Here is a 22454-nt window from a genome sequence, read left to right on the forward strand (position 1 = left end):
GCGTGCCAGCAACTGACCGTTTTTGACAGGGGCGCAACAAGGATGTGATCTGCTGTTATCTAAAAGGGGTCAGTTCCGGTCGGAGTTCAGAGTTTGGGTTTAGAAAAGGCAGAGTTGGGGCTGTAGTGGCGCGAGTGACACCTGTGACGTGTCGCGAAGCCCCGCCGGGGAAGGGGAGTTCGGGGGGATTTCGCCCCACCTGCCGAGCCCCTGCCGGATGGCTCGGCGGCGCCGCGGGGACGACCGCGGCCGGGCCCGGACGAAGGAGGCGGAGTGCAGGTCAGGACCTACGCGGAGGGGTGCGTTCCGGCGGAGTTGGCCGCCCGGGCGGACGCGCTGCGCGCCCAGGTGTGGGCCGGCGGCGGACCGCCCGACCCGGCGCTGCGCCCGGTCGCGATGCTCCTCGTCTCACCCGAGGGCGAGGTGGCGGCGGCGCTCGACGTCCTGACGAAGGAGATCGAGCACGAGGGCGCGCGCTACCGCGCCGCCGGGCTGAGCGCGGTCGTCACCGACCGGGCCCGGCGGGGCCGTGGGCACGGGCGGCGGCTGGTGGCCGCCGCCCGGGAGTGGATCGCCGCGGACGGGGCGGACATCGGGCTGTTCACCTGCGACCGGCCGCTGCGGCCCTTCTACGAGAGCGCGGGCTGGGAGGCGCTGGAGGGCACCGTCCTCGTCGGCGGGACACCGGGTGATCCGTTCCCGAGCGATGGTCCGGGATTCGACAAAGTCACCATGGCCGGATTCTTCACCGCCCGGGCGCGGCGGGCGGCGGGGTCGTTCCGGGGGCGCCGGATCGGTTTGTACCCCGGGGAGATCGACCGGTTGTGGTGAGCGCGTTCGCTGGTGAGCGCGTTCGTTGGTGAGCGCGTCCATACACGCACGCACCGGACGGGCGTGATCGGCCCGTCCGGTGCGTGCGTGTACGGGGGAGGGAGCGGCGGGGCGCCCTACGGCTGCCCGTCCGTGGGCGGCCGGTTGCCCAGCTGCTCGTCGATCTTCCGCTGGGCGGCGTCGACTTGGCTCTGGTACTTGTTCCCGGTCTTGGCATCGAAGGCGTCACCGGCCTTGTCGACACCCTGCCGGGCGGTGTCCTCGTGGCCCTTGAGCAGACCCTTGAGCTTGTCGAGCATGGACATGGGCGTCCTCCTTACGCATGCCTGACCTACCCAGGATCACCGCATTCGCCCCGGTCCGCACTCCGGCGGCGGTGGCGGGCGCCGTATCCGTCGGGCCCGTCCGTCCCGTGTCCGCCGCCCGCGTCCGTCAGCGCCCGCCCCAGGGCACGTCGCCCGACCGGTCCTCGGGTCCGATCGTCGGGTCGAGGAGCGACTCGTACGACCCCGTTCCCCGGCAGTGCCGGCACTGGCCCGTGCGGTGCACGGTGTCGGCCGGGCCGCGGAACGGGTCGGGGCCGGGGTTGTGGGCGAGCACGCGGGGGACGAAGCCGGATCCCTGGCACCAGTGGCAGACCGGGTGCGGACGGTGGCCGTCCGCGTCGTCGTCGCCGGGCTCGGGGGCGGGCTCCTGGGGTTCCTCGCTGTCGGCCATCGCGTCCGATGATGACGCCGGGGGGCCCGGCCGTCCCGGGAAGGGGAGGCGTTTCATCCGTACGGGGAGCCGCGGGGACGGCCCGGACTGCCGTGAAGAGGGCCGCAGGCACCGCGCCTCAGTGGAACTGCCCGGGCTCGTAGTCACCGGCCGGCTGCCGGGTGATGATGTTCAGCCGGTTCACCGAGTTCATGAAGGAGACCAGCACGGCCAGGGCGGTGAGCTGTTCCTCGTCGTAGTGCTCGGCGGCCTTCGCCCACACCGCGTCGCTGACGCCCGTGGCGGCGTCCGCGACCCGGGTCCCTTCCTCCGCCAGCTCCAGCGCGGCCCGTTCGGCCTCGGTGAAGACCGTCGCCTCCCGCCATGCCGCGACCAGGTTCAGCCGCACCGGAGCCGCACCCGCGGCGGCGGCCTCCTTGGTGTGCATGTCGATGCAGACGGCGCAGCCGTTGATCTGGCTCACGCGCAGCGCCACCAGCTCCTGCGTCTCGGCGGGCAGCGGCGAGTCCTTGAGCGCCCGGCCCACCGCCATGAACTGCTTCATGATCTTTCCGGCGGTCGGGCTGGCGAAGTAGTCCAGTCGCGCGTTCATGGCGTGCTCCTCCGTCGTCGTCGGTGACTTCACCCTTGGTGACTTCACCCTTGAGACGAGGCGGCCGGGCACCCTGTGACACGAGCGGATGTGATCCACGCCCCACGCCCCGCTGCCGCCGAGCGGTTCCGGGGGGGTGCCCCTATCTGTTTCGTCAACCCTGGCGGGGCTGGTTCGTAGGGGTTCGTGCTGGTTTTCGGGAACGTCCCGCGAAGCGGGATGTTCCCGGCGGCTCGGGTGCGGTGCGGGCAGGGCGGTGGCCGGCGTGGCGGGGGTGGCCGTGCCGGTGACGGGATGGAGCGGGCTGGAAGAGGCAGGGGGTGGGGTGGGTGTCAGGCAGCGAGGTCGAGGGCGCGGGGTTCGTAGAGGGTGCCGTTGCGGATCATCGCGTGGATGACGTTCACGCGTTGCCGGGCCAGGCGGAGGATCGCCTGGGTGTGAGTCTTGCCGCGGGTTCGCTGGCGGTCGTAGTAGATCCGCGAGGACGGGTCGCTCTTGCAGCCGGTCGCGGCGAACGCGGCCTGGAACAGGGCGCGTTTGAGGAGCCGGTTGCCGCGGTGGGGAGCGTGCTCGCCGCGGATGGAGGTGCCCGAGGACTTCGTTGCGGGGGCGAGTCCGGCGTAGGAGGCGAGGTGTCCGGCGGTGGGGAAGCCGGTGCCGTCACCGATCGCGACGATCACCGCGGCGGTGGTCCTGACGCCCATGCCGGGCAGGGACGTCAGGAGGTGGAAAAGAGGGAGGGCCTCCAGCAGGGCGGCGATCTCCTGCTCGGTGGCCTGTCGCTGGGTGTGGGCGGCGGCGAGCTGAGCGGCCAGGCCCGGAACGATCAGCGCGGACGCCTCGGTGCCGGGAACGACGAGAGTCTGCTCGGCCAGCGCGTCGGAGATCTCCCCGGCCAGCTGCTTCGCCTTGCGCGAGCCGTGCGCTTTGAGCAGGGCCTCGCAGCGGGCCCGGCCGAGTCTCTTCAGCTTCGCCGGGGAGCCGTGCCGGGCCAGGAGGGCTTGGACGTAGGGGTAGGCCAGGCGCGGGCCGAGCACGCGTTCCAGGGAGGGGTGGATCTGGGAGAGCAGGCCGCGCAGCCGGTTGGTGGTGCGGTTCACCTCGCCGGCCAGGTCGTTGTCGTAGCCGGTGAGCATGGTCAGCTCGGCCAGTACCTCGTCGTCACGGTCCACCGCGCGCAAGGTGTGCGGCATGGTCCGGGCGGTCTCGGCGATCACGAACGCGTCGCGGGCGTCTGTCTTGGCCTCACCGGGATGCAGGTCGGCGGCCCGCCGCATCGACAGTCCCGGCAGGTAGGCCACCCGGCACCCGCTCGCGCGGGCCACCGTCAGCGGCAGCGCGCCGATGTTGGCGACCTGGTCCACGATCACCAGGACGGTACCGAACTTCGCCACCAGCTTGGTGAACAGCTCCAGCAGTTTCGGCTCGGTGTTGGGCAGCCGCTTGTCGTGCACGGTCCTGCCGTCCCCGGTCCGGCCGTGGGCGTGGTGGAACTCCTTGCCCAGGTCCAGGCCGAGGAAGAGATCTGTCGCGGTCGTGTCGACCATGTGCGCGTGCCCCTCGCCACTCGTCTCCCCAACTCCCGGCCGTCCCTGCGGCACCACACGCCGGCAACCACGTTACGCAGACATGCCACCCGTGAAGCGGTCCGGCATTGCGCCGAACCAGAGTGGTCGTCAGGCCCCTCATCAGCGGTCAAGCGGTGCCCCGAAGCCCGGCGGCAACACCCCCCAGGTCATGTACTTCGACAGGGGGCACACAGCCATACCGAGCCCGGGGGCCAGGCGCCCCGTTGCGGGGCCACGGAAAAGGTAACGGGTGCCTCTATGTCTTTCGTCAAGCGAGGCGGGGGGTTCGGGGTTCGTAGAAGGTGCCGTCGCGGAGCATCGCGAAGAGCACGCTGATGCGGTGCCGAGCGAGGCGGAGAAGGGCCTGTGTGTGGGTCTTCCCTCTGGCCCGGCACTTGTCGTAGTAGGTGCGGGAGGAGTGGTCGTGCAGGGCGGCGAAGGCGGATAAGAACATCGCGCGTTTGAGCTGGCGGTTGCCGCCTCTGGGCGCGTGTTCGCCGTGGATCGAGGTGCCCGACTGCTTCGTGGCGGGGGCGAGGCCGGCGTAGGAGGCGAGGTGGGCGGCGGTGGGGAAGCTGGTGCCGTCGCCGACGGTGACCAGCAAGGTGGCGGCGGTCCTGACCGCGATCCCCGGCATCGAGGTCAGGACCTTTGAAAGAGGGTGGGCCTCCAGCAGGGTGCTGATCTGGGCTTCCAACGCCCGGCGCTGTTCGTGGACGGCGGCCAGGGAGCGGGCCAGGGACGGGAGCACGACGTCGAGGGTGCCGGTCCCGGGAACGACGACGGTTTGTTCGTCGAGTGCGTCGAAGACCTCGTTGATCAGCCGCTCGGCCATGCGCGGGGCCTTGGGTCGCACCAGCTCGACGAGCCTGCGGCGTCCGGCTTTCCGCAGGGCCTGCGGGGAGCCGTAGCGTTCGAGCAGCCAGGTGACGGCCTGGTGGTCGAGCCGGGGCCCGAGGACTCGTTCCAGGGACGGGTGGAACTGGGTGAGCAGGCCGCGGATCCGGTTGGAGGTGCGCGTGGCCTCGGCGGCGAGATCCTGGTCGAAACCCACCAGCACGGTGAGCTCGGCGGTGACCTCATCCGTCAGCTCCAGCGAGCGCAGGGTGTGCGCCATCGTGCGGGCGGCGTCCGCGATCACCGCGGCGTCCTTCGCGTCGGTCTTCGCCTCGCCCGGGTAGAGGTCGGCGATCCGCCGCATCGCGAGTCCGGGCAGGTAGGCGACCTTGCAGCCGGTGTCGCGGGCGACTGTCAGAGGAAGGGCTCCGATGGAGGCGGGCTGGTCCACGATCACCAGGACGGTGCCGAACTTCGCGGCGAGCTTGTCGAAGACGGCCCGCAGTCTGGGTTCGTTGTTGGGCAGTTGTTTGTCGAAGACTTTCTTGCCGGCCGGGGTGAGCCCGTGGCCGTGATGGGCGCTCTTGCCGACGTCCAGGCCGAGGAAGACGCCCACGTCTTCGGTGTCGATCACCGTGCCCCCACTCGTCGTTGCGGTGCCGGCCTGTGCGTCGGGGCCGTTCTCGCGCATCCACGTTATGCAGACCTGCCGCCCGCGAACGATCGGGCATTGCGCCTGATCAGGCGGTGGTCGGGCCTCTCATCAGCGTCTCCGACGGCACCCCTCGGGCCCGGTGACACCACCCCCCAGGTCATCGACTTCGACAGGGGGCAACAGTCATGCCGGGCCCGGAGGCCAGCGGCCCTCTTGCAGGACCAGGGAGAACATAACGGGGCGGGCGCGGAGCGCGAAGCCCCCTCCGGCGGAAGGGGGGCTTGGGTTCTAGTGGTCGTCGCAACACCCCAGCTCAGGGGATGCGATGGACTTCAAGATCCGTGAGAGCCGCAGGGAACAGGGCCCACGGAAGCTGCACCGGGAACGGGAGGAATACTTCCGGCTCGTGCAGCTGGGATTCGGTAACGCGGAGGCGAGCCGACGCGTAGGTGTCAACCCTCGGACCGGCCGTGAGTGGCGCAACGGCCGGCCCGAGGGCCGCAGGAAGCCGCCGAGGCTGCCCGCACACGCTGTGCGGGCGCCCTCGCTGTCGTCCCGGTACCTGACCGAGACCGACCGGATCCACATCGCCGACCGGCTGCGGGAGAAGGCATCGGTGCGGGCGATCGCGGCCGAGCTGGGCCGCAGCCCCTCCACGGTCAGCCGCGAGATCCGCCGCAACCGCCACCCCGTGGGCGGGCAGTACCGTCCCCACGCTGCCCAGGCCCGCGCCGATGCCCGCCGGCCCCGCCCCAAGCAGGGGAAGATCGCCCGCAACCCGGCACTCCGGGACTTCATCCAGCGCCACCTGAGACGGCGGTGGAGCCCGGAACAGATCTGCAACGCTCTGCGGGCACAGTTCCCGAACCGGCCGGAGATGCACGTGGTCCACGAAACCGTCTACCAGGCCCTCTACATCCAAGGACGCGGCGAACTGCGCCGCGAAGTGGCCCGCTCCCTGCGAAGCGGCCGGGCCATGCGCAGGCCACAGCGCCAGGCCGCCTCGCGCCAGCCGCGCTTCACCCACCCCATGGTCATGATCAGCGAACGCCCCGCCGAGGCCGAGGACCGGGCGGTGCCCGGCCACTGGGAAGGCGACCTGATCATCGGCAAGGACAGCGGTTCCGCGATCGGCACCCTGGTCGAGCGCGCCACCCGCTACGTGATGCTGGTCCATCTGCCGGACGGCCGCGGTGCCGAGCAGGTCCGCGACGCGCTCCAGGAGACCGTGCAGCGGCTTCCCACCCACCTGAAACGGTCCCTGACCTGGGACCAGGGCAGCGAGATGGCCGCCCACCACGCTTTCACCATCGCCACTGATGTCCCGGTCTACTTCTGCGATCCCGCCAGCCCCTGGCAGCGCGGCTCGAACGAGAACACCAACGGCCTCCTGCGGCAGTACTTCCCCAAGGGCACCGACCTGTCCGCCCACAGCCGTGAAGACCTCGACGCCGTCGCAGCCGAGCTCAACGGCCGCCCACGCAAAACGCTCGGCTGGGAAACCCCAGCCGAGCGCCTGCATAAACTGCTTGCGGCCTGATCAACACGACCACGTGTTGCAACGACCCCTAGAAACCGCCGGGGCCGGAGGGGGCTTCGTACGCGTACGGCGGCTCAGCGGCGAGCGGGTCCTCAGACGTTGACGCCGAAGTCCTGGGCGATGCCCTGGAGGCCGGACGCGTAACCCTGGCCGACGGCGCGGAACTTCCACTCGGCGCCGTTGCGGTAGAGCTCGCCGAAGACCATGGCCGTCTCGGTGGCCGCGTCCTCGCTCAGGTCGTAGCGGGCGATCTCGGCGCCGCCGGCCTGGTTGATGATGCGGATGTAGGCGTTGCGCACCTGGCCGAAGTTCTGCGAGCGCGCGGTGGCGTCGTAGATGGAGACCGGGAAGACGATCTTGTCGACGTCGGCCGGGAGAGCGGCCAGGTTGACGTTGATCTGCTCGTCGTCGCCCTCGCCGGCGCCGGTGGTGTTGTCACCGGTGTGCACGATGGACTGGTCCGGAGTCTGCTTGTTGTTGAAGAAGACGAAGTGGGCGTCCGAGTAGACCTTGCCGCTGGGGTTCACCGCAATCGCGCTCGCGTCGAGGTCGAAGTCCGTGCCCGTGGTGGTGCGGACGTCCCAGCCGAGGCCGACGGTGACGGCGGTCAGGCCCGGGGCCTCCTTGGTGAGGGAGACGTTGCCGCCCTTGGACAGGCTTACAGGCATGGGGGTGATCCCTTTCTCGTCGACTCGCGGACCGCGTGCTGCTGCCACGCGGTCCCGTCACCCGGGATAACGCCGACGACGGGGGGCGGGGTTCCATCCCGCTTTACTTTCTTTACCACTTTCTGACGACGGGTCGGGGCGGCGGCCCCCGCCCATGGCGCGGAGCGGGGCAAATCGAGGTGACGCGGGCGGACCGGGCGGGGGACGATGGGGGCATGTCCGGTCCCCACGTCATCCGCGGTGCCGTCAGCCTGCCCGAGGCGGAACTCGTCTGGCGCTTCTCGCGCTCCTCCGGGCCGGGCGGGCAGCACGTCAACACCAGCGACAGCCAGGTGGAGCTGCGCTTCGACCTCGCCGCCACCGAGGCCCTGCCCGCGGTGTGGAAGGAGCGCGCCCTGGAGCGGCTCGCGGGCCGGCTGGTGGGCGGGGTGGTGACCGTACGGGCGTCGGAGCACCGTTCGCAGTGGCGCAACCGGGAGGCGGCGGCCGTCCGGCTGGCCGCGCTGCTGGCCGAGGCCACCGCGCCGCCGCCGAAGCCGCGGAAGCCGACGCGCATACCGCGCGGCATCAACGAGCGGCGGCTGCGGGAGAAGAAGCAGCGCGCGGAGACGAAGCGGGGGCGCTCCGCGCGGGACTGGCGCTGACGTCCGCGCGGGACTGGCACTGACGTCCGCGCGGGACTGGCACTGACGTCCGCGTCGGGCGCGACCCGGCGCGCGCTCACGACAGGTGCCGGTACCGCCCCTTGAAGTACGTCAGCGGCCCGCTCTCCGTCGTCGAGGCGGCGGCCTTCAGGACGCGCCCGATGAAGAGGGTGTGGTCGCCCGCGACCACTCGCTGTTCCGTCCGGCACTCCAGGACCGCGAGGGCGCCCCGGACGAGCGGGGAGCCGGAGAGCTCGCCGCGGTCGTGCGGGAGGTCCTCGAAGAGGAGCCGGTCGCTGACCCGTCCCTTCATCGCGAACCGTCCGGCGACCTGCCGCTGGCCTTCGGCGAGCAGGGACACCGCCCAGAGGGGCTGTCGGGCGAGCAACTCCTCCATCCGGGAGTCGTTGCGAACGCTCACCATCACGAGGGGTGGGTCCAGGGATACGGAGAGGAACGCCGTCGCCGTCATGCCGACGTCCTCGCCGCGCGGGCCGTCGTCGGGGTCGTGCGCGGTCACCAGGACCACGCCCGCCGCCAGGCGGGCGAGGGCGGCGCGGAATTCCTCGGCGGTCACACCGTCAGCATGCGGTATGCGGGCCTCGGTGGGCGAAGTCGTCTGCAACACACGACGCACGCTAGCCGCCCGTGACGAACCACTGCATCGGGCTGCGGGACCAGGACCCTCTTGGTAATGGGGACTAGGCCCTCCGTAGTCCCGCGGACATCGGGACGGTTTCCCGGCTCGCTGCTCGTTCACGTGTTCGCACCGCCTCTGACCTCGTCGATCTCCTCACGAAATCCCGGATTGGGTGCCGAAAAACGCGGCAGGCTCTGCCTTATTTGCGGACCAGAAACGTAGGACGACTGCGAACGCAAGGTAAGGGGCGTCGTTACGCACTGTGACATGAGTCACAGAAGGCCCTATTTGTTGACCCTGTGTACCGAGTTGTCAGCTCCCTGTGATTCAGTGGCCGTGTAATCGGACGACAAGAAAATCTGGAGAGTCGCTGTCGAGGTCTCGGGGGAGAGCGAGCTATGGACACCGAGTCGGAGCCGTATGTGCGTCTGACGACCCTGCGGCAGGTTCACCAGGCGGTGGCGGATCTGAACACCGCCCGCAGCCTCGCGGACACCTTGCAGACCGTCGCGGAGGGCGTGGTGAACGGGCTCGGCTACGAGCTCGCGGCGGTCAACCTGGTCCGCCCGGACGGTGACCTCGTGGTCGCCGCCGTCGCCGGGAGCGCGAGTGCCGAGGCGTTCCTGTCCGGCCGGGTCGGTTCGCGGGTGTCCTGGGAGCGCCGGCTCAGCATGGGCGAGCGCTGGGGCGAGCTGCGCTTCATCCCGTACACCGAGGGCTGGGTCCTCGACGACGACGACGTCCCGCAGTGGCGCACCACCGGCCCCGCGCCGCGCTTCCCCGACGAGTGGCACCCCATGGACCGCCTCCTCGCGCCCATGTACTCGGCCGGTTCGGCCGGCGGCGAGCTGCTCGGCGTGATCTCCGTCGACCGGCCGCGCAACGGCCGCCGCCCCGGCGCCTGGGGCCGCGAGGCGCTGCAGATGTACGCGTTCCAGTCCGCGATCGCGATCAGCAACGCCAAGCTGCGCGCCAACATGCAGCGCGCCCTCGTCCGCCTGGAGCGCGAGCAGCAGGCGCTGCGCGCCAGCGAGGAGAGCTTCCGGCAGGCGTTCGAGTACGCGCCCAGCGGCATGGCCATCGCCGAGCTCGGCGGCGACCAGCACGGGCGGCTGCACCGCGCCAACGACGCCCTCTGCCGGCTGCTGGGCCGGTCGGCCTCGCAGATGCGCCGCTACTCGTTCTCCGACCTCGTCCACCCCGAGGACATCGGCACGCTGCTCCGCACCTCCGCCGAGGGCGGCCGGGCCGAGCTGCGGCTGCGCCGCCGGGACGACACGTTCGTCTGGGTCTCGCTGCGCAACTCGGTGGTCGCCGACGCCGCCGAGGGGCCGCGCTACCTGCTCACCCACGTCGAGGACATCGAGGACCGCAAGCGGCACGAGCTCCAGCTCGCCCACCGCGCCAGCCACGACTCCCTCACCGGCCTCCCCAACAGCGCCGAGTTGCGCGCCCGGCTCAGCAGCCGGCTGTGCAGCCGGCCGCCCGGCAGCGAGCCGCAGCACGCCACGGCCGACCACGGGCCGTTCGGGCGGCTGGAGGGCTTCGACGAGGTCGTGGGCGTCGGGGACCCCTTCGGAGGCCCGTTCGGCGAGCCGCTGGGCATACCGGGCGGCATACCGGGCGGCCCGGGGAGCGTCCCGGGCGGTGACGGCGCGTACGGGCACGACCGCGCCCCGGACCCGCTCGCCGACGAGCGACCACCCGGCGGCTACCGGCCGGGCGACTACGCCGTCGGGGACTACGGCATGGCCGACTACCCGGCGGGGGCGGGGGCGGGCGACTACGGAGCGGCTTACTCCGGCTCCGGCGGCTACGACCACCGCGACCACCACGTGCACACCGTCCCGCTCGACGAGGACAGCGACGAGAGCGAGAAGGGCCTCGCCGTCCTCTTCTGCGACCTGGACGGCTTCAAGTCGATCAACGACCGCTTCGGGCACCACACCGGCGACGCGGTCCTGATCGAGGTCGCCCGGCGGCTCAGCAGCGGCGTCCGCGACGGCGACACCGTGGCCCGGATGGGCGGCGACGAGTTCGTCGTCCTCGCCGACGGCCTCGGCCGCGCCGACGCGGAGGACCTGGCGGTCCGGCTGCGCAACGCGATCATCCCGCCCATCCGGGTCGACGGCCGGGCGGTGCGCGTGGGGGCGAGTTTCGGCATCGGCTGGGCGGGCTGCGGAATGTCCGCCGACGAGGTGCTGCGCTCCGCCGACCAGCGGATGTACGTCGAGAAGCGGTCCCGCGCCCGGGCCGGTCGGCGGGCCGGGTGACCGGCCGGTAGCCCCCGCGCCAGGGCGTGCCCCTTGCCGCACGGGGTAGGCTGCGCCGATGCGGCACCGCCGCCGGACCGTGGTGGCCGAACCGGCCTCGACAGCCGCGGATCCGGTACACGAACGTGGGTGCCGGACGGCACATTCACGTGGGGAGTGACAGGGGATGACGGCCGGTAACAACGGCAACGGCAAGCCGGAGGACGAGGACCCGTTCGGTTACCTGTACCGCTCGGAGGGCGGCGACCAGGGCACCGACGCGGCTGCGTCCGCACCGCAGCCCGGCGTCCCCCGCACGTCGTACAACCAGGTCCGGCCGGTCGGCTCACGCCAGTACACGCCGCAGCAGGGCGGCGGTACGTACGGCGCGGGCATGCCCGCCCCCCAGCAGCCCACCCCGCACTACGCCGCCCCGGAAACCCTCCCCGGCGGCGCCCCCCGCCACCCGGGCCCCCCGCCCGGCGCTCCCGGCCCGCAGCGCCCGAAGCGGCGCGGCCTGCTCATAGCCGCGATAGCCGTGGTGGTCGTGGTCGCCGGCGGCATCGGCGCGGCGGTGTACGCGAACCAGGGCGACGGGGACGACGGCAAGAACAACACGGCGCAGCAGACGCCGTCGGGCAAGCCGTCGGAGAGGCCGGAGAAGAAGGACGGTAAGGACGACGAGAAGAAGCCGTCCAACAAGCCCGTCCTGGACCTCGACCGGTCCGCCGCGTCCCTGCGTCTGGGCGGTGGCGCGTCCACGGCCAAGAGCGTGAAGGGGGCGCCGTCGGAGGGGGGCGTCTACGTCGTCATGAAGCCGGGTGCTTCGATCGAGTGGAACGACGTGACGGTCAATGGCGAGGGCCGCTACACGGTATGGCTCGACTACGGCGCGCCTGGCGGGGACGTGGCCGGCACGCTGTGGATCAATGGGGAGAAGCTGACCACCGCGAAGCTGAAGAGCTGGTCCGGAACCGACTGGTCGCACACCTTCAACTGGGTTTCGTTGAAGGGCGGCAAGAACGACATCAAGCTGACGTGCGACTCGGGGAACTGCAACGCCAACGTTGCCCGGATCAGGGTGTTCCCGGGAGAGGTTTCGAAGGCTCCTTAGCCGCACCCGGAACTTGGTGGCATCGTGCGTCGCGGTCAGGCTTCTTTGAGCAGGCGGTTGATGAAGTCGCGGGATGTGGCTATATCGAGGGCCTGCTCGCGGAGGTAGTTGAACGCCGTGTCGTAGCGCACGGTGTGCGTGTCCTCCTCCAGGTAGAAGGACGTCGTCAGCGGTTCGATCGCCACGACCGGCTGTCCCTCGTCGAAGTGGAAGACGGTGTAAGCGCCGCTGACACTAGTGTGTGCGCCAGCGGCGAACGGGATGACGCGGACCTCTACGTTCGGCATCTCCGAAGCATCCAGCACTCGCTTGAGCTGCTCACGGAGTACTCCGGCTGCTCCCACTCGGCGCCTCAGGCATGCCTCGTCGAGCACGCAGCGCATCATGAGCGGCGGCACGGACGCGTCGCCGGACCGGCGTTGTACCAGGACCTGCTGCCGCTTCATGCGCAGCTCGGCGAAGGTTCTCTCCTGGCGGGCGGTGTACCAAGCGCAACTGCTCTCGATGACGGCGCAGGCGTAATCCCTTGTCTGGAGCAAGTCCGGAACAGTCAGTGCTGCGTAGGCGTCGGCCTGGCTCGCCAGGTCTTCGAGCTCGATGAGGTCGGCGAGAGAGTCGTGGATGACATCACCGTATTGAGTGAACAAGCCCTTCCGGCGGTTCGCCTCGGCCAGCTTCTCAAGTTTCCGGAGCTCCGCGATCCGCGCTTCGTCCTCAATGCCGTACACGCTGAGGAATTTGTCGAGGTTGGCGCGTAGCTTGCCGTTCTCGATCTTGCTCAGGCTCGGTGAACCCGAGATGCCGAGCAACTTGACGGCTTGCGCGAGGCTCAGGCCGGCCCGGATCCGCATGGTCCGCAGCTCCGCCCCGAGTCGTCGACGCATCAGGGTGGGCGTGGCGTCCGTCAAATGATCACCTCCCGATTCACGGCGCCCGACGATACGGCAACCGTCAGCCTCTGTACGCCAATTCACTCTTTGGGGCCAAGTGTGAAAATGCAACGTTGCAGCGGGGATGTGCGGTACCCCAAGGTGGTTCTCAGGCGCAGGTTCAAGCCACCTGGGGGTGTGCGCAGTGACATACAGAGCAGGCAGCTACATGGTCGACGTCCGCGACGGCCGGCTGGCTCAGGTGGCGGAGGCCGCCGACGGCCTGGTCCGCGTACGGAGCCTGAACGGCGGCGGGGAGCCGTGGACCGTCCCGCCCACCGCCCTCCGCCTCGCGACCCGGGAGGAGCGGCAAGCGGCCGGGCTGCGCCCGTACCAGACCGGGTGCGACGAGTGCGCCGCGCTCGACGTGGTCAGGAAGGCGGCCGGGGGCGGGGACGCCACCGCCGCCGTGTACACGCACTGGATCGTGGCGCACTCCGCGTCCGCGATGGGGAGGGGCAACTGATGCGAGCCGTAGGACGCTTGATCCGCCACTGCGGGCACCGCTCCGGCTGGGAGCGGGCCGCAGGCGAGGAGCGCTGTCGCGACTGCGGTGCCCGCCGCTTCACGGACTACGCCGCGCTGCTGATGCCGGAACGCCCGGTGGCGGCGGCCACCCCACCACCCCGCGACCCGACCCGCGCGGACCGCGCGGCCGCGGCCCTCATCGCGCACGGGCTGCACCGCCTGAGCCGCTGGGGCACCAGCGCGGCCACCTGGCGGCTGGCCGTCTGACAGCGTCGCGGCGGGCGAATACGGGCCGGGTGATCAAGGCCACATCGGCTGACCCGGGTGCCGTACGATCGCTGTGCTGCGGCATTGATGCGGCAGGGCGATTGGAAGCGCACGCGCTGGAGTGGTATCAGGAGCGGGAAGGGCGTAGTTGGTGAGCTACGCGTACCGCGTCGCGTAGACCCCTGAGGCGCGTGCCGATCTCGTCAAGCTGGATGAACAGCTTGCGAAGACCGGCAGTGCCGGGATTTCCGCCGAGATCGCCCCTGCCCCTTACGGGGGCTTGTCAGTGCCACGGCCCATGGGCGGGGGTGAGTGGGACCGAACGGCTTTGGTCGCCATGTCGGCCGTTCGCTATGTCGTTTCGGATGGGGAGGGCGTCGACCCGCCGACCATCACCATCGTGCGCGTCATCAACCGGGGAGCGTCCTGACCTTCAGGCTGCGGTGCGTGGCCCGGCCAGAGCGTGCAGGAACCGCTCCACCGTCGCCGCCATCGCCTCCCGCGCGGGAGCGAGGTAGCGGCGGGGGTCGACCGTCGACGGGTGCGCCTCCAGGAAGGCGCGGACGGCGCCGGTGAAGGCGGTGTTGAGGGCCGTGCCGACGTTTACCTTTCGGATGCCCGATGCCACCGCGCGGCGGAGTTCGGCGTCCGGGACGCCTGAGGAGCCGTGGAGGACGAGGGGGACGGGGACGGCATCGCGGAGTTCCGTGATCAGCGGGTGGTCCAGGGTCGCCGTGCGGGTCGTCATCGCGTGGGTGCTGCCGACCGCCACCGCCAGGGCGTCCACGCCCGTGTCGGCGACGAACGCCGCCGCTTCCGTCGGGTCCGTGCGGACGCCGGGGGTGTGGGCGTCGCCCGGTTTGCCGCCCACGCGGCCCAGTTCGGCTTCCAGCCAGAGGCCGCGCGCGTGCGCCCAACGCGCCGCTTCCGAAGTCGCCTTGACGTTGTCCGCGTAGGGGAGCGCCGACGCGTCGTACATGACCGACGAGAAGTCGTGCGCGCTCGCCGCGTGCAGGAGGTCCACCGATTCGACGTGGTCGAGGTGGAGGGCCAGTGGGACGGCGGAGGCGCGGGCGACGGCCGCGGTGGCGGAGGCGATCGGGGCGAGGGCGCCGCCGTGGAACTTCACGGCGTTCTCGGAGAGCTGGAGGACGGCCGGGCGCCCGGCCGCCTCCGCGCCGGCGGCGATGGCCTCCGCGTGCTCGACGGTGATGACGTTGAACGCGGCGACGGCCGCGCTCGCGGCGCCTGCGGCGCCGGGGGCGAGGAGGTCGGCGGTACGGGCCAGGGGCATCGGCTCAACTCCCGTGCGCGAGCGGGCGCGGGCCGCCACGACGTCCCGTCGTCCTGTCTGCTGGTGGGTGGGGCGCTGTCGATGGGGGCGGGGGTGCGTGGTCCGTTCGGGGCGTCGGAACCGTCGCGCGGGCGCGGGCGTCGCGGACGGCCGTCCCGCCCCGCACGAGACTCACACCGTCACCACCTTCACCAGCGGCAGCGCCGCCTCGTACGCGTCCGCGTCGAACTCGCCCGCCACCGGGGCCCGGACCGTCGCCGCCGAGACGGCGATCGCGCGGCGGAGGCGGTCGGGCCAGGGGAGGCCCTCCAGCCAGGCGGACAGGAGGCCGGCCACGGCGGAGTCGCCGGCGCCCGTCGGGTTGCCCTTGAGGCGGGCGGGTGGGGTGGCGCGCCAGGTGCCGTCGGGGGTGATGGCGAGCATGCCGTCGGTGCCGAGGGACGCGGCGACGGCGTGGGCGCCCCGGCGGCGGGCGTCGAGGGCCGCGCGGACGGGGTCGGTGGAGCCGGTGAGGGCGGCGAGTTCGGCGGCGTTCGGCTTGACGATGTCGGGGCGGGCCGCGACGCCGCGTCGCAGGGGTTCGCCGGAGGTGTCCAGGAGGACGGGGATGTCGCGGGTGCGCGCCTGGCGGATCAACTGCGCGTAGGCGCCCACCGGGACGCCCGGCGGGAGGCTGCCGCACAGGGCCACTGCCCGGGCGTCGTCCAGGAGTTGGGCGTAACGAGCCGTGAAGGCCGCCCACTCCGCCGCGGTGATCGCCGGGCCGGTCTCGTTGAGCTGGGTGGTGTCGCCGGTGCTCGCGTCCACGACGCCGACCGTGCGGCGGGTGGAGCCGGCGATCGGGACGAGGGCGTCGGTCAGGCGGCCCGCCGTGTCGGCGGCCGTCGTGGCCAGGAGCGTGCGGAGGGTCTCGCCGGTCGGGCCGCCCGCGAAGCCCGTGACCGTGGTGGCGTGGCCCAGCCGGGCCAGCACCCGGGAGACGTTCAGGCCCTTGCCGCCCGGCCGTTCGACCGCCTCGGCGACGCGATGGGAGGTGTGGGGACGCAGCCGGGGGACCCGGTAGGTCAGGTCGAGCGCGGCGTTGAGCGTGACCGTGAGGATCATCGGCGCCTCTCTCGGACCGGTCCGCGGGGACCCAGTGGGGACACGATTGCGCGAGCGATCATGCCAAAACAGCGGCGGCAGGCCCAGTCCCCGGACCTGCCGCCGTTCCCCAAGGAGAGGACGAATCAGCGCACTTCGGGGCGGACCAGCCATTCGCCCTTGCGCATGACGCCGACGAGTTCGAACGCGCCGTCGAGGACGACGAGGTCGGCGTCCTTGCCCGGTTCCAGGGAACCGACGCGGTCGGCGACGCCCAGCAGCCGGGCCGGGTTGGCGGACAGGGCGGCGACCGCGTCCTCGACCGGCAGCCGGTCGACGGTCACCGCGCGGCGGAACGCCGTGTCCAGGGTGAGGGTCGAGCCGGCGATCGAACCGGCCGTCGGGCCGTCCGCGATGCGCGCGACCGCGTCCTTCACCTCCACCCGCATCGGCCCCAGCGCGTACATGCCGTCGCTCATGCCCGCCGCGCCCATCGCGTCCGTCACGAACGCGACCCGGTCGGCGCCCGCGCGGGCGAACGCCAGCTCCAGGACGGCCGGGTGCAGGTGCGTCCCGTCGTTGATCAGCTCGACGGTGACCCGCTCGTCCTCCAGCAGCGCCGCGATCGGCCCGGGCGCGCGGTGCAGCAGCGTGGGCATGGCGTTGAAGAGGTGGGTGGCGACGGTCGCGCCCGCCTCGATGGCGTCGAGCGTCGCCTCGTACGTCGAGTCCGTGTGGCCGACGGCCGCGACGACGCCCAGGTCCGCGAGCATCCGGACGGACTCCAGGCCGCCGGGCAGCTCGGGGGCGAGGGTCATCATCCGGGCCGTGCCGTGCGCCGCGTCGACGAGCTTGCGGACGTCGGCCGGGTCCGGGTCGCGCAGCAGCTCCGGCTGGTGGGCGCCGCAGCGGTGCGGGGAGATGAACGGGCCCTCGAAGTGGACGCCCGCCAGGTCGCCCTGCTGGGTCAGCTCCGCGAGGACGGCCGCCTGCCGGGCGAGGTCGTCCAGGTCGCCGGTGACGGTGGAGGCCACCATCGTCGTCGTGCCGTGCGCGCGGTGCGCGCGGACCGCCGTCAGGGCCTCCTCCGGGTCGCCGGACGAGAACGAGGCGCCGCCGCCGCCGTGGACGTGCATGTCCACGAAGCCGGGGACGATCCAGTGGCCGGTCAGGTCCCAGGTCGGCGCCTCCTCGGCGGCGTCCGCGACGACGCGGGTGCCCTCCACGGTGACGCGGCCGTGCTCCACCACCCCGGTCGGCAGCACGACACGGGCGCCGTCGAGAACCGTTCGTTCGACCATCAGGCGGATACCTCCGTGGATTCCGTGGGTGCCGTGGATGTTGTGGCTGCCCGGGCGGCCAGCAGGTCCCGGGCGAGCAGGCCCGCGCCCAGGCAGCCGGCGGTGGCCCCGAGGGCCGCCGGGACGATGAGGGGGAGTTTCTGGAACGTGAGGCGCTCCGCGACGGCGGCGCGCAGCGGGCCGAACAGCGTTTCGCCCGATTCGGCCAGCCCGCCGCCGACGATCAGCGTACGGGGGTCGAGCAGCGTCAGCCCGACGACGAGGCCGTCGGCGAGCGCGTCCACCGCCTCCTGCCAGACGCGGTGGGCGCGGGGGTCGCCGGCCTCGACGGCGCGGGCGCAGGCGGCGGCGTCGGCCGCCGGGTCGCCGCTCGCGGCGGCCCAGGCGCGGCCCACGGCGGCGGCCGACGCGAGCGTCTCCAGGCAGCCGCGGCCGCCGCAGCCGCATTCCGGGGCGTCCGGGCCGCGGCGTACGGCGATGTGGCCGATCTCCCCGGCCGAGCCGTTCGCGCCCTCCTCGACACGGCCCTGGATGCCGATCGCGCCCGCTATGCCGGTGCCGAGGGCCACGAAGAGGAAGCGGTCCGCGCCGCGGCCGGCGCCGAGCCTGCCCTCGGCGAGGCCGCCCGTCCTGACGTCGTGGCCCAGGGCCACGGGGGTGCCGCCGAGGCGGCGGCTCAGGAGGTCGCGGAGGGGGAGGTCGCGCCAGCCCAGGTTGGCGGCGTAGACGGCTGTGCCGGTGGTCGTGTCCACTACGCCCGGGACGGCTATGCCTGCCGCTGCCGGGGGCTCGCCGAACTCCTTCTCGGCCCGGTCGCGGAGTTCTTCGGCCAGGTCGAGGATGCGGGTGACCACCGCGTCCGGGCCCTGGTCGCGGTCTGTGGGGCGGAGGGTTTCGTGGACGAGGGTGGTGTCCGCGCCCATGAGGGCGGCTTTTATCCCGGTGCCGCCCACGTCGAGGGCGATGACATGTTTCACCCGGACAGTTTCGCGCGTGGGGGTGGGAAAGGTCTAGTCCACTGTTCGACGGGTGCGGGATGGGGGCGCCTGCGGCGGGCTGTGCCCCGGTCCCGCCCTTTCACCGTTTCGTGCGGGGGCGAGCCCCCGCACCCCCGAAACCGCGCTCCGCGCGGTTGTCCTCAAACGCCGGACGGGCTGGATAGTCAGCCCGTCCGGCGTTTGAGGACGAGCGGCGGAGCCGCGAAAGGGGGGTCTGGGGCGGCAGCCCCAGGAAACGGCGAAAGGGCGGGACCGGGGCACCCTCAAACGCCGAGCACCACACTCCGGGTCAGCCCCCGCGGCCGGTCCGGGTCCAGCCCCCGCGCCTCCGCCACCGCCACCGCGACCCGCTGCGCCCGGACGAGCTCGGCCAGTGGGTCACTCGGCGCGTGGACGAACGTTCCGCCGGCCGCCGTCACGGCCTCCTCCAAACCACCCGGCACCGGCCCGAAACCCCACGTCACCCGCCCCGCACCGGCGATGGCCACCGGCCCGTGCCGGTACTCCATCGCCGGATACGCCTCCGTCCAGGCCCCCGCCGCCTCGCGCATCTTCAGCGCCGCCTCCTGGGCCACGCCGTACGCCCAGCCCCGCCCCAGGAACGACCACTGCGAAGCGGAGAGCAGCGCGGCGGGCAGCGGCTCCGCGACGGCGGTGGCCGCCTCGTCGGCGGCCCGCAGCACCGCTTCCCTCCCGCCGGGGAGGGCGGCCCGCAGCAGGGCCAGGGCGGTCGTCGCGAACCTCGTCTGGACGACGGACTCCTCGTCCGCCCAGTCCAGCACCGCGAGCGCGTCGGCCGCGTCCCGCACCGGCGTGGCCGGGTCGGCGGTGAGCGCCAGCAGCGGCGCGGTGCCGCGGAGGGCGGCGAGCAGGTCCAGGACCTCCGTCGTGGTGCCGGAGCGGGTGATCGCCACCACCCGGTCGTAGCGGCGGGCCGTGGGGAACTCGGACGCGGCGAACGCGTCCGTCTCGCCCTCGCCCGCCGCCTCGCGCAGGGCCGCGTACGCCTGCGCCATGAACCAGCTCGTGCCGCAGCCGGTGACGGCGACGCGCTCGCCGGGCCGGGGCAGTCCCTCCGTGGCCGGGACGGCGTCCGCGGCCCGGCGCCAGCAGGCGGGCTGGGTGGCGAGTTCCGCCGCAGTGCGCGAGGTGGTGGGTGGTACGGCCATGACCTGGGCTCCTTACGGTGTGCGTGAGCGATCCGTGAGTGATCCGTCCGTGTCCCACCGTGGATAGCAGCCCGCCGCCCGGAGGGGGAAGGGCGAGGCCGGAGCGAGCCCCTGTTCGAAGAGCCTTTAAGGTGGCGCGGGAGAACGTGCGGAGCCTGTGGCTCCCGCGGCCCCCACCGGGCAGGCCGTCCGCATCACGGCCGGGGACGCGCGCAGGGGCACGGCACGGGCACGGCACGGTCACACGGGTCACAATCACAAGGGCGGAAAGCAAGTGCAGCGGCGGCGGTTCTTGAGTCTCTCGGCGGCGGGTGCCGCGACGGCGGCGATGGTGCCCGCACTCTCGGCGTGCGGGAGCGGAGGTCCCGGGGGCGGCAAGAAGACGCTGCGCCTGGTCGCCGCCGAGTACGGCGACGGCAAGCCGGAGAACAGCTCCAAGAAGTACTGGGACTCGGTCGCCCGGACCTTCATGGGTGACCACAAGGGCGTCAAGGTCGAGGTCGAGGTCTACAGCTGGACCGAGGTCGACAAGAAGGTCGCCGACATGGTCGCCCAGGGCAACGCCCCGGACGTCGCGCAGATCGGCGCGTACGCCGACTTCGCCGCCGCCGGCAAGCTCTACAGCGCCGACCAGCTGCTCTCCATATCCACCCAGGCCGACTTCATCGCGTCGATCGCCCGCGCGGGCGAGGTGCACCGGACGCAGTACGGCCTGCCGTTCGTCTCCTCCACCCGACTGCTCTTCTGCAACGAGACGCTGTTCCGCAAGGCCGGGATCATCAAGAAGCCCGAGAGCTGGGCCGAGGTCCAGACCGCCGCGACGAAGCTGAAGGCCGCCGGGGTGAAGATCCCGTTCGGGCTGCCGCTGGGTCCCGAGGAGGCGCCCGCCGAGACCATGCTGTGGATGCTGGGCGGCGGCGGTGGCTACACCGACAAGAACGGCAGCTACACCATCCGCTCGCAGCAGAACGTCCGGACGTTCGAGTGGCTGCGCGACGAGCTCGTCGGCAAGGAACTCACCGGCCCCGGCAACCCCGCCCGTACCAACCGCCAGGACCTCTTCGACGCCTTCTGCAAGGGCCAGGTCGGCATGCTCCACGGCCACCCCAGCCTGATGCAGCAGGCGGAGGCGGCCGACATCAAGTACGAGATGATCCCGCTCCCCGGTATCGACGGCAAGGCGAAGTCGACGATGGGTGTCGCCGACTGGGTCATGGCCTTCAAGACCGCACCCCGCAAGGAGGTCGGCCTCTTCCTGGACTTCCTCTACGGCACCCAGACCGTGCTCGACTTCACCGGCAAGTACGACCTGCTGCCGGTGACCACGTCCGCCTCCCGGCAGATGCGCAAGGACGACTCGAAGCGGTCGAAGAAGCTGCGGCCGTTCCTGGACCCGCTGCCCCAGGCCGAGTTCTACCCCGCCGACAAGACCTCCTGGGCCAAGGTCAGCAAGACCATCAAGGAGAAGATCGGCGGCGTCGTGCAGAAGGGCGCCGACGTGGCCGGCATCCTCGACGAGATCCAGCGCGAGGCCGACTCCACGGACGGCGTGGCGCGCTAGGTACGGAGGCGGGCGGGGCCTGGGGGACGGAGGCCGTCCGGGCCCTTCCCGCCGTCGCCTACGCTGGACCGCATGGAAGACAGGCCCCTCTCCGAGCGGGACGTGGCCGTGCTCGCCCTCGAACGGCGGTCGTGGCCCGGCCCCGGCGCCAAGGAACGGGTCGTGCGGGAGCGGCTCGGCATCACGCCCACCCGCTACTACCAGCTCCTCAACGCCCTGCTCGACGATCCCCGGGCCCTGGCCCACGACCCCGTCACGGTCAACCGGCTGCGCCGGCTGCGCGAGGCCCGGCGGGCCCGCCGCTGACCGGCGGACGTACGTCCCGCCCGGAACCCCACTTCGTGAACCCCTGAGGAAATCGGGAAGCGCCCGACTCGACGGCGCGCGCCTGGGTAGGGTCGTCGGCATGGGCAGCCACCCCCTTCCGGAACCCGTGACGTCCGCCGGGCGCGAGGGCCTCGCCGCGCTCCTCGCCCGGCCCCGCCGCGCGATCGTCGCGCTGGACTTCGACGGGACGCTCGCCGAGATCGTCCCCGACCCCGAACGCGCCCGGGCGCACCCCGCGGCCGTCCCCGCCCTCGCCCGGCTCGCGCCGCACCTCGACTCGGTGGCGGTGATCACCGGCAGACCCGCCGGGGTCGCCGTCCGCTACGGCGGCTTCGCCGGGGTGCCGGGCCTCGAACGCATGGCCGTGCTCGGCCACTACGGCGCCGAACGCTGGGACGCGGCCACCGGCACCGTCCGCTCACCGGCCCCGCACCCGGGCATCGCCGCCGTCCAGGCCGAACTGCCCGGCGTGCTCGACGCGTCCGGCGCCTGGCACGGCACCTGGGTCGAGACCGCGCCCATCGAGAACAAGGGCGGCCGGGCCGTCGCCGTCCACACCCGCCGCGCCCCCGACCCGCAGGGCGCCTTCCGGGCGTTGGAGAAGCCGCTGGCCGAACTCGCCGCGCGGCACGGGCTGATCGTCGAGCCCGGGCGGCTGGTGCTGGAGCTGCGCCCGCCGGGCATGGACAAGGGCGTCGCCCTCGCCGACCACGTCCGCGCCACCGGCGCCGACTGCGTCCTCTACGCCGGGGACGACCTCGGCGACCTGGCCGCCTTCGACGCGGTGGAGCGGCTGCGCGCCGACGGCCTGACCGGCGTCCTGGTGTGCAGCGGCAGCACGGAGGTCACCGAACTGGCCGAGCGGGCGGACCTGGTGGTGGACGGTCCCAAGGGTGTGGTGGCGCTGCTGGAGGCGCTGGCGGACGCGGTGACGGGTGAGGCGGGCGGCGGGACGGGCGGGGCCGAGGACTGACGCGTCCGCGGACCCGTTCCCTTTCC

At 72.3% G+C, this 22454-nt stretch carries 23 protein-coding genes; 10 read left to right on the top strand and 13 right to left on the bottom strand.

The window, feature by feature from the left end; genetic code table 11:
* Nucleotides 1-273 precede the first annotated feature (273 nt).
* The gene (locus tag J7W19_RS18830; protein WP_004944018.1) at nucleotides 274-831 is read left to right on the top strand and encodes a GNAT family N-acetyltransferase; all 558 of its coding nucleotides are present in this window, start codon (nucleotides 274-276) and stop codon (nucleotides 829-831) included.
* A gap of 116 nt (nucleotides 832-947) precedes the next feature.
* Here J7W19_RS18830 and J7W19_RS18835 read toward each other — a convergent pair whose 3' ends face one another.
* From J7W19_RS18835 to J7W19_RS18855, 5 genes are all read right to left on the bottom strand, one after another.
* Nucleotides 948-1136, bottom strand: coding sequence for an antitoxin (locus J7W19_RS18835; RefSeq protein WP_004944021.1), 189 nt, complete (start codon nucleotides 1134-1136; stop codon nucleotides 948-950).
* Nucleotides 1137-1263: 127 nt separating this feature from the next.
* Nucleotides 1264-1548, bottom strand: coding sequence for a hypothetical protein (locus tag J7W19_RS18840; RefSeq protein WP_004944022.1), 285 nt, complete (start codon nucleotides 1546-1548; stop codon nucleotides 1264-1266).
* A 118-nt stretch (nucleotides 1549-1666) separates the two neighbouring features.
* The gene (locus J7W19_RS18845) at nucleotides 1667-2140 is read right to left on the bottom strand and encodes a carboxymuconolactone decarboxylase family protein (RefSeq protein WP_004944025.1); all 474 of its coding nucleotides are present in this window, start codon (nucleotides 2138-2140) and stop codon (nucleotides 1667-1669) included.
* Nucleotides 2141-2472: 332 nt separating this feature from the next.
* Entirely contained in the window at nucleotides 2473-3687 is a 1215-nt protein-coding gene (locus J7W19_RS18850; RefSeq protein WP_004956465.1) for an IS110 family RNA-guided transposase, read from the bottom strand.
* A 289-nt stretch (nucleotides 3688-3976) separates the two neighbouring features.
* Nucleotides 3977-5179: an IS110 family RNA-guided transposase gene (locus tag J7W19_RS18855; RefSeq protein ID WP_004956478.1), complete on the bottom strand. Its 1203-nt coding sequence runs from the start codon at nucleotides 5177-5179 to the stop codon at nucleotides 3977-3979.
* Between the two features lie 346 nt (nucleotides 5180-5525).
* On the opposite strand from J7W19_RS18855, the gene J7W19_RS18860 reads away from it, so the two are divergent.
* Nucleotides 5526-6740, top strand: coding sequence for an IS30 family transposase (locus tag J7W19_RS18860; RefSeq protein ID WP_233478113.1), 1215 nt, complete (start codon nucleotides 5526-5528; stop codon nucleotides 6738-6740).
* Nucleotides 6741-6832: 92 nt separating this feature from the next.
* Here J7W19_RS18860 and J7W19_RS18865 read toward each other — a convergent pair whose 3' ends face one another.
* Complete coding sequence (locus tag J7W19_RS18865; protein WP_004954569.1) at nucleotides 6833-7408, bottom strand: TerD family protein; 576 nt, start codon at nucleotides 7406-7408, stop codon at nucleotides 6833-6835.
* A gap of 215 nt (nucleotides 7409-7623) precedes the next feature.
* Here J7W19_RS18865 and arfB point away from each other — a divergent pair, with 215 nt between their 5' ends.
* Entirely contained in the window at nucleotides 7624-8052 is a 429-nt protein-coding gene (gene arfB / locus J7W19_RS18870; RefSeq protein ID WP_004954565.1) for an alternative ribosome rescue aminoacyl-tRNA hydrolase ArfB, read from the top strand.
* A gap of 76 nt (nucleotides 8053-8128) precedes the next feature.
* Here arfB and J7W19_RS18875 read toward each other — a convergent pair whose 3' ends face one another.
* Nucleotides 8129-8680: a flavin reductase family protein gene (locus J7W19_RS18875; RefSeq protein ID WP_106429779.1), complete on the bottom strand. Its 552-nt coding sequence runs from the start codon at nucleotides 8678-8680 to the stop codon at nucleotides 8129-8131.
* Nucleotides 8681-9090: 410 nt separating this feature from the next.
* Here J7W19_RS18875 and cdgB point away from each other — a divergent pair, with 410 nt between their 5' ends.
* Together cdgB and J7W19_RS18885 are read left to right on the top strand one after the other, a co-directional pair.
* Nucleotides 9091-10965, top strand: a complete 1875-nt coding sequence (gene cdgB / locus J7W19_RS18880) for a diguanylate cyclase CdgB (RefSeq protein ID WP_004954557.1) — start codon at nucleotides 9091-9093, stop codon at nucleotides 10963-10965.
* Between the two features lie 166 nt (nucleotides 10966-11131).
* Nucleotides 11132-12058: a carbohydrate-binding protein gene (locus J7W19_RS18885; protein WP_004954555.1), complete on the top strand. Its 927-nt coding sequence runs from the start codon at nucleotides 11132-11134 to the stop codon at nucleotides 12056-12058.
* A 35-nt stretch (nucleotides 12059-12093) separates the two neighbouring features.
* Here the strand turns inward: J7W19_RS18885 and J7W19_RS18890 are convergent, their stop codons facing one another.
* Nucleotides 12094-12966 (bottom strand): helix-turn-helix domain-containing protein, encoded by an 873-nt coding sequence (locus J7W19_RS18890; protein WP_004954553.1) that lies wholly within the window; start codon nucleotides 12964-12966, stop codon nucleotides 12094-12096.
* Nucleotides 12967-13132: 166 nt separating this feature from the next.
* Here J7W19_RS18890 and J7W19_RS18895 point away from each other — a divergent pair, with 166 nt between their 5' ends.
* Both J7W19_RS18895 and J7W19_RS18900 read left to right on the top strand, forming a co-directional pair.
* On the top strand, nucleotides 13133-13453 hold the full coding sequence (locus J7W19_RS18895; RefSeq protein ID WP_201768268.1) for a hypothetical protein: 321 nt from the start codon (nucleotides 13133-13135) through the stop codon (nucleotides 13451-13453).
* A complete protein-coding gene (locus J7W19_RS18900) occupies nucleotides 13453-13722 on the top strand; it encodes a DUF6255 family natural product biosynthesis protein (protein WP_004954549.1) in 270 nt (89 codons plus the stop codon). The genes J7W19_RS18895 and J7W19_RS18900 overlap by 1 nt, the downstream gene beginning before the upstream one ends.
* 433 nt (nucleotides 13723-14155) lie before the next feature.
* Here J7W19_RS18900 and J7W19_RS18905 read toward each other — a convergent pair whose 3' ends face one another.
* The 5 genes from J7W19_RS18905 to J7W19_RS18925 all read right to left on the bottom strand — a co-directional run bounded on the left by J7W19_RS18905 (nucleotide 14156) and on the right by J7W19_RS18925 (nucleotide 19567).
* Nucleotides 14156-15016 (bottom strand): class II fructose-bisphosphate aldolase, encoded by an 861-nt coding sequence (locus J7W19_RS18905; protein WP_004954546.1) that lies wholly within the window; start codon nucleotides 15014-15016, stop codon nucleotides 14156-14158.
* Between the two features lie 171 nt (nucleotides 15017-15187).
* Entirely contained in the window at nucleotides 15188-16120 is a 933-nt protein-coding gene (locus J7W19_RS18910) for a 1-phosphofructokinase family hexose kinase (protein ID WP_004954543.1), read from the bottom strand.
* A gap of 125 nt (nucleotides 16121-16245) precedes the next feature.
* Entirely contained in the window at nucleotides 16246-17400 is a 1155-nt protein-coding gene (nagA, locus tag J7W19_RS18915) for an N-acetylglucosamine-6-phosphate deacetylase (protein ID WP_004954541.1), read from the bottom strand.
* Nucleotides 17400-18377 carry an ROK family protein gene (locus J7W19_RS18920; RefSeq protein WP_040892564.1) on the bottom strand — a complete coding sequence of 326 codons (978 nt, stop codon included), beginning with the start codon at nucleotides 18375-18377 and terminating at the stop codon, nucleotides 17400-17402. The genes nagA and J7W19_RS18920 overlap by 1 nt, the downstream gene beginning before the upstream one ends.
* Nucleotides 18378-18661: 284 nt before the next feature.
* Nucleotides 18662-19567 (bottom strand): SIS domain-containing protein, encoded by a 906-nt coding sequence (locus tag J7W19_RS18925; RefSeq protein ID WP_004954179.1) that lies wholly within the window; start codon nucleotides 19565-19567, stop codon nucleotides 18662-18664.
* Between the two features lie 274 nt (nucleotides 19568-19841).
* Here J7W19_RS18925 and J7W19_RS18930 point away from each other — a divergent pair, with 274 nt between their 5' ends.
* The 3 genes from J7W19_RS18930 (at nucleotide 19842) to otsB (ending at nucleotide 22428) form a co-directional block, all read left to right on the top strand.
* The gene (locus tag J7W19_RS18930) at nucleotides 19842-21128 is read left to right on the top strand and encodes an extracellular solute-binding protein (RefSeq protein WP_004954176.1); all 1287 of its coding nucleotides are present in this window, start codon (nucleotides 19842-19844) and stop codon (nucleotides 21126-21128) included.
* A gap of 72 nt (nucleotides 21129-21200) precedes the next feature.
* A complete protein-coding gene (locus J7W19_RS18935; protein ID WP_004954174.1) occupies nucleotides 21201-21434 on the top strand; it encodes a DUF3263 domain-containing protein in 234 nt (77 codons plus the stop codon).
* Nucleotides 21435-21534: 100 nt separating this feature from the next.
* The gene (gene otsB, locus J7W19_RS18940) at nucleotides 21535-22428 is read left to right on the top strand and encodes a trehalose-phosphatase (protein ID WP_004954172.1); all 894 of its coding nucleotides are present in this window, start codon (nucleotides 21535-21537) and stop codon (nucleotides 22426-22428) included.
* Nucleotides 22429-22454 lie beyond the last annotated feature (26 nt).

This window comes from Streptomyces mobaraensis NBRC 13819 = DSM 40847 (assembly GCF_017916255.1).
Classification (GTDB): domain Bacteria; phylum Actinomycetota; class Actinomycetes; order Streptomycetales; family Streptomycetaceae; genus Streptomyces; species Streptomyces mobaraensis.

What these genes read in the sequence shown, in the direction of transcription:
- J7W19_RS18835 (WP_004944021.1), bottom strand. Translation starts at nt 1,136, where the DNA reads ATGTCCATGCTCGACAAGCTCAAGGGTCTGCTCAAGGGCCACGAGGAC.
- J7W19_RS18840 (WP_004944022.1), bottom strand. Translation starts at nt 1,548, where the DNA reads ATGGCCGACAGCGAGGAACCCCAGGAGCCCGCCCCCGAGCCCGGCGAC.
- J7W19_RS18845 (WP_004944025.1), bottom strand. Translation starts at nt 2,140, where the DNA reads ATGAACGCGCGACTGGACTACTTCGCCAGCCCGACCGCCGGAAAGATC.
- J7W19_RS18850 (WP_004956465.1), bottom strand. Translation starts at nt 3,687, where the DNA reads ATGGTCGACACGACCGCGACAGATCTCTTCCTCGGCCTGGACCTGGGC.
- J7W19_RS18860 (WP_233478113.1), top strand. Translation starts at nt 5,526, where the DNA reads ATGGACTTCAAGATCCGTGAGAGCCGCAGGGAACAGGGCCCACGGAAG.
- J7W19_RS18865 (WP_004954569.1), bottom strand. Translation starts at nt 7,408, where the DNA reads ATGCCTGTAAGCCTGTCCAAGGGCGGCAACGTCTCCCTCACCAAGGAG.
- arfB (WP_004954565.1), top strand. Translation starts at nt 7,624, where the DNA reads ATGTCCGGTCCCCACGTCATCCGCGGTGCCGTCAGCCTGCCCGAGGCG.
- cdgB (WP_004954557.1), top strand. Translation starts at nt 9,091, where the DNA reads ATGGACACCGAGTCGGAGCCGTATGTGCGTCTGACGACCCTGCGGCAG.
- J7W19_RS18885 (WP_004954555.1), top strand. Translation starts at nt 11,132, where the DNA reads ATGACGGCCGGTAACAACGGCAACGGCAAGCCGGAGGACGAGGACCCG.
- J7W19_RS18900 (WP_004954549.1), top strand. Translation starts at nt 13,453, where the DNA reads ATGCGAGCCGTAGGACGCTTGATCCGCCACTGCGGGCACCGCTCCGGC.
- J7W19_RS18905 (WP_004954546.1), bottom strand. Translation starts at nt 15,016, where the DNA reads ATGCCCCTGGCCCGTACCGCCGACCTCCTCGCCCCCGGCGCCGCAGGC.
- J7W19_RS18910 (WP_004954543.1), bottom strand. Translation starts at nt 16,120, where the DNA reads ATGATCCTCACGGTCACGCTCAACGCCGCGCTCGACCTGACCTACCGG.
- nagA (WP_004954541.1), bottom strand. Translation starts at nt 17,400, where the DNA reads ATGGTCGAACGAACGGTTCTCGACGGCGCCCGTGTCGTGCTGCCGACC.
- J7W19_RS18925 (WP_004954179.1), bottom strand. Translation starts at nt 19,567, where the DNA reads ATGGCCGTACCACCCACCACCTCGCGCACTGCGGCGGAACTCGCCACC.
- J7W19_RS18935 (WP_004954174.1), top strand. Translation starts at nt 21,201, where the DNA reads ATGGAAGACAGGCCCCTCTCCGAGCGGGACGTGGCCGTGCTCGCCCTC.
- otsB (WP_004954172.1), top strand. Translation starts at nt 21,535, where the DNA reads ATGGGCAGCCACCCCCTTCCGGAACCCGTGACGTCCGCCGGGCGCGAG.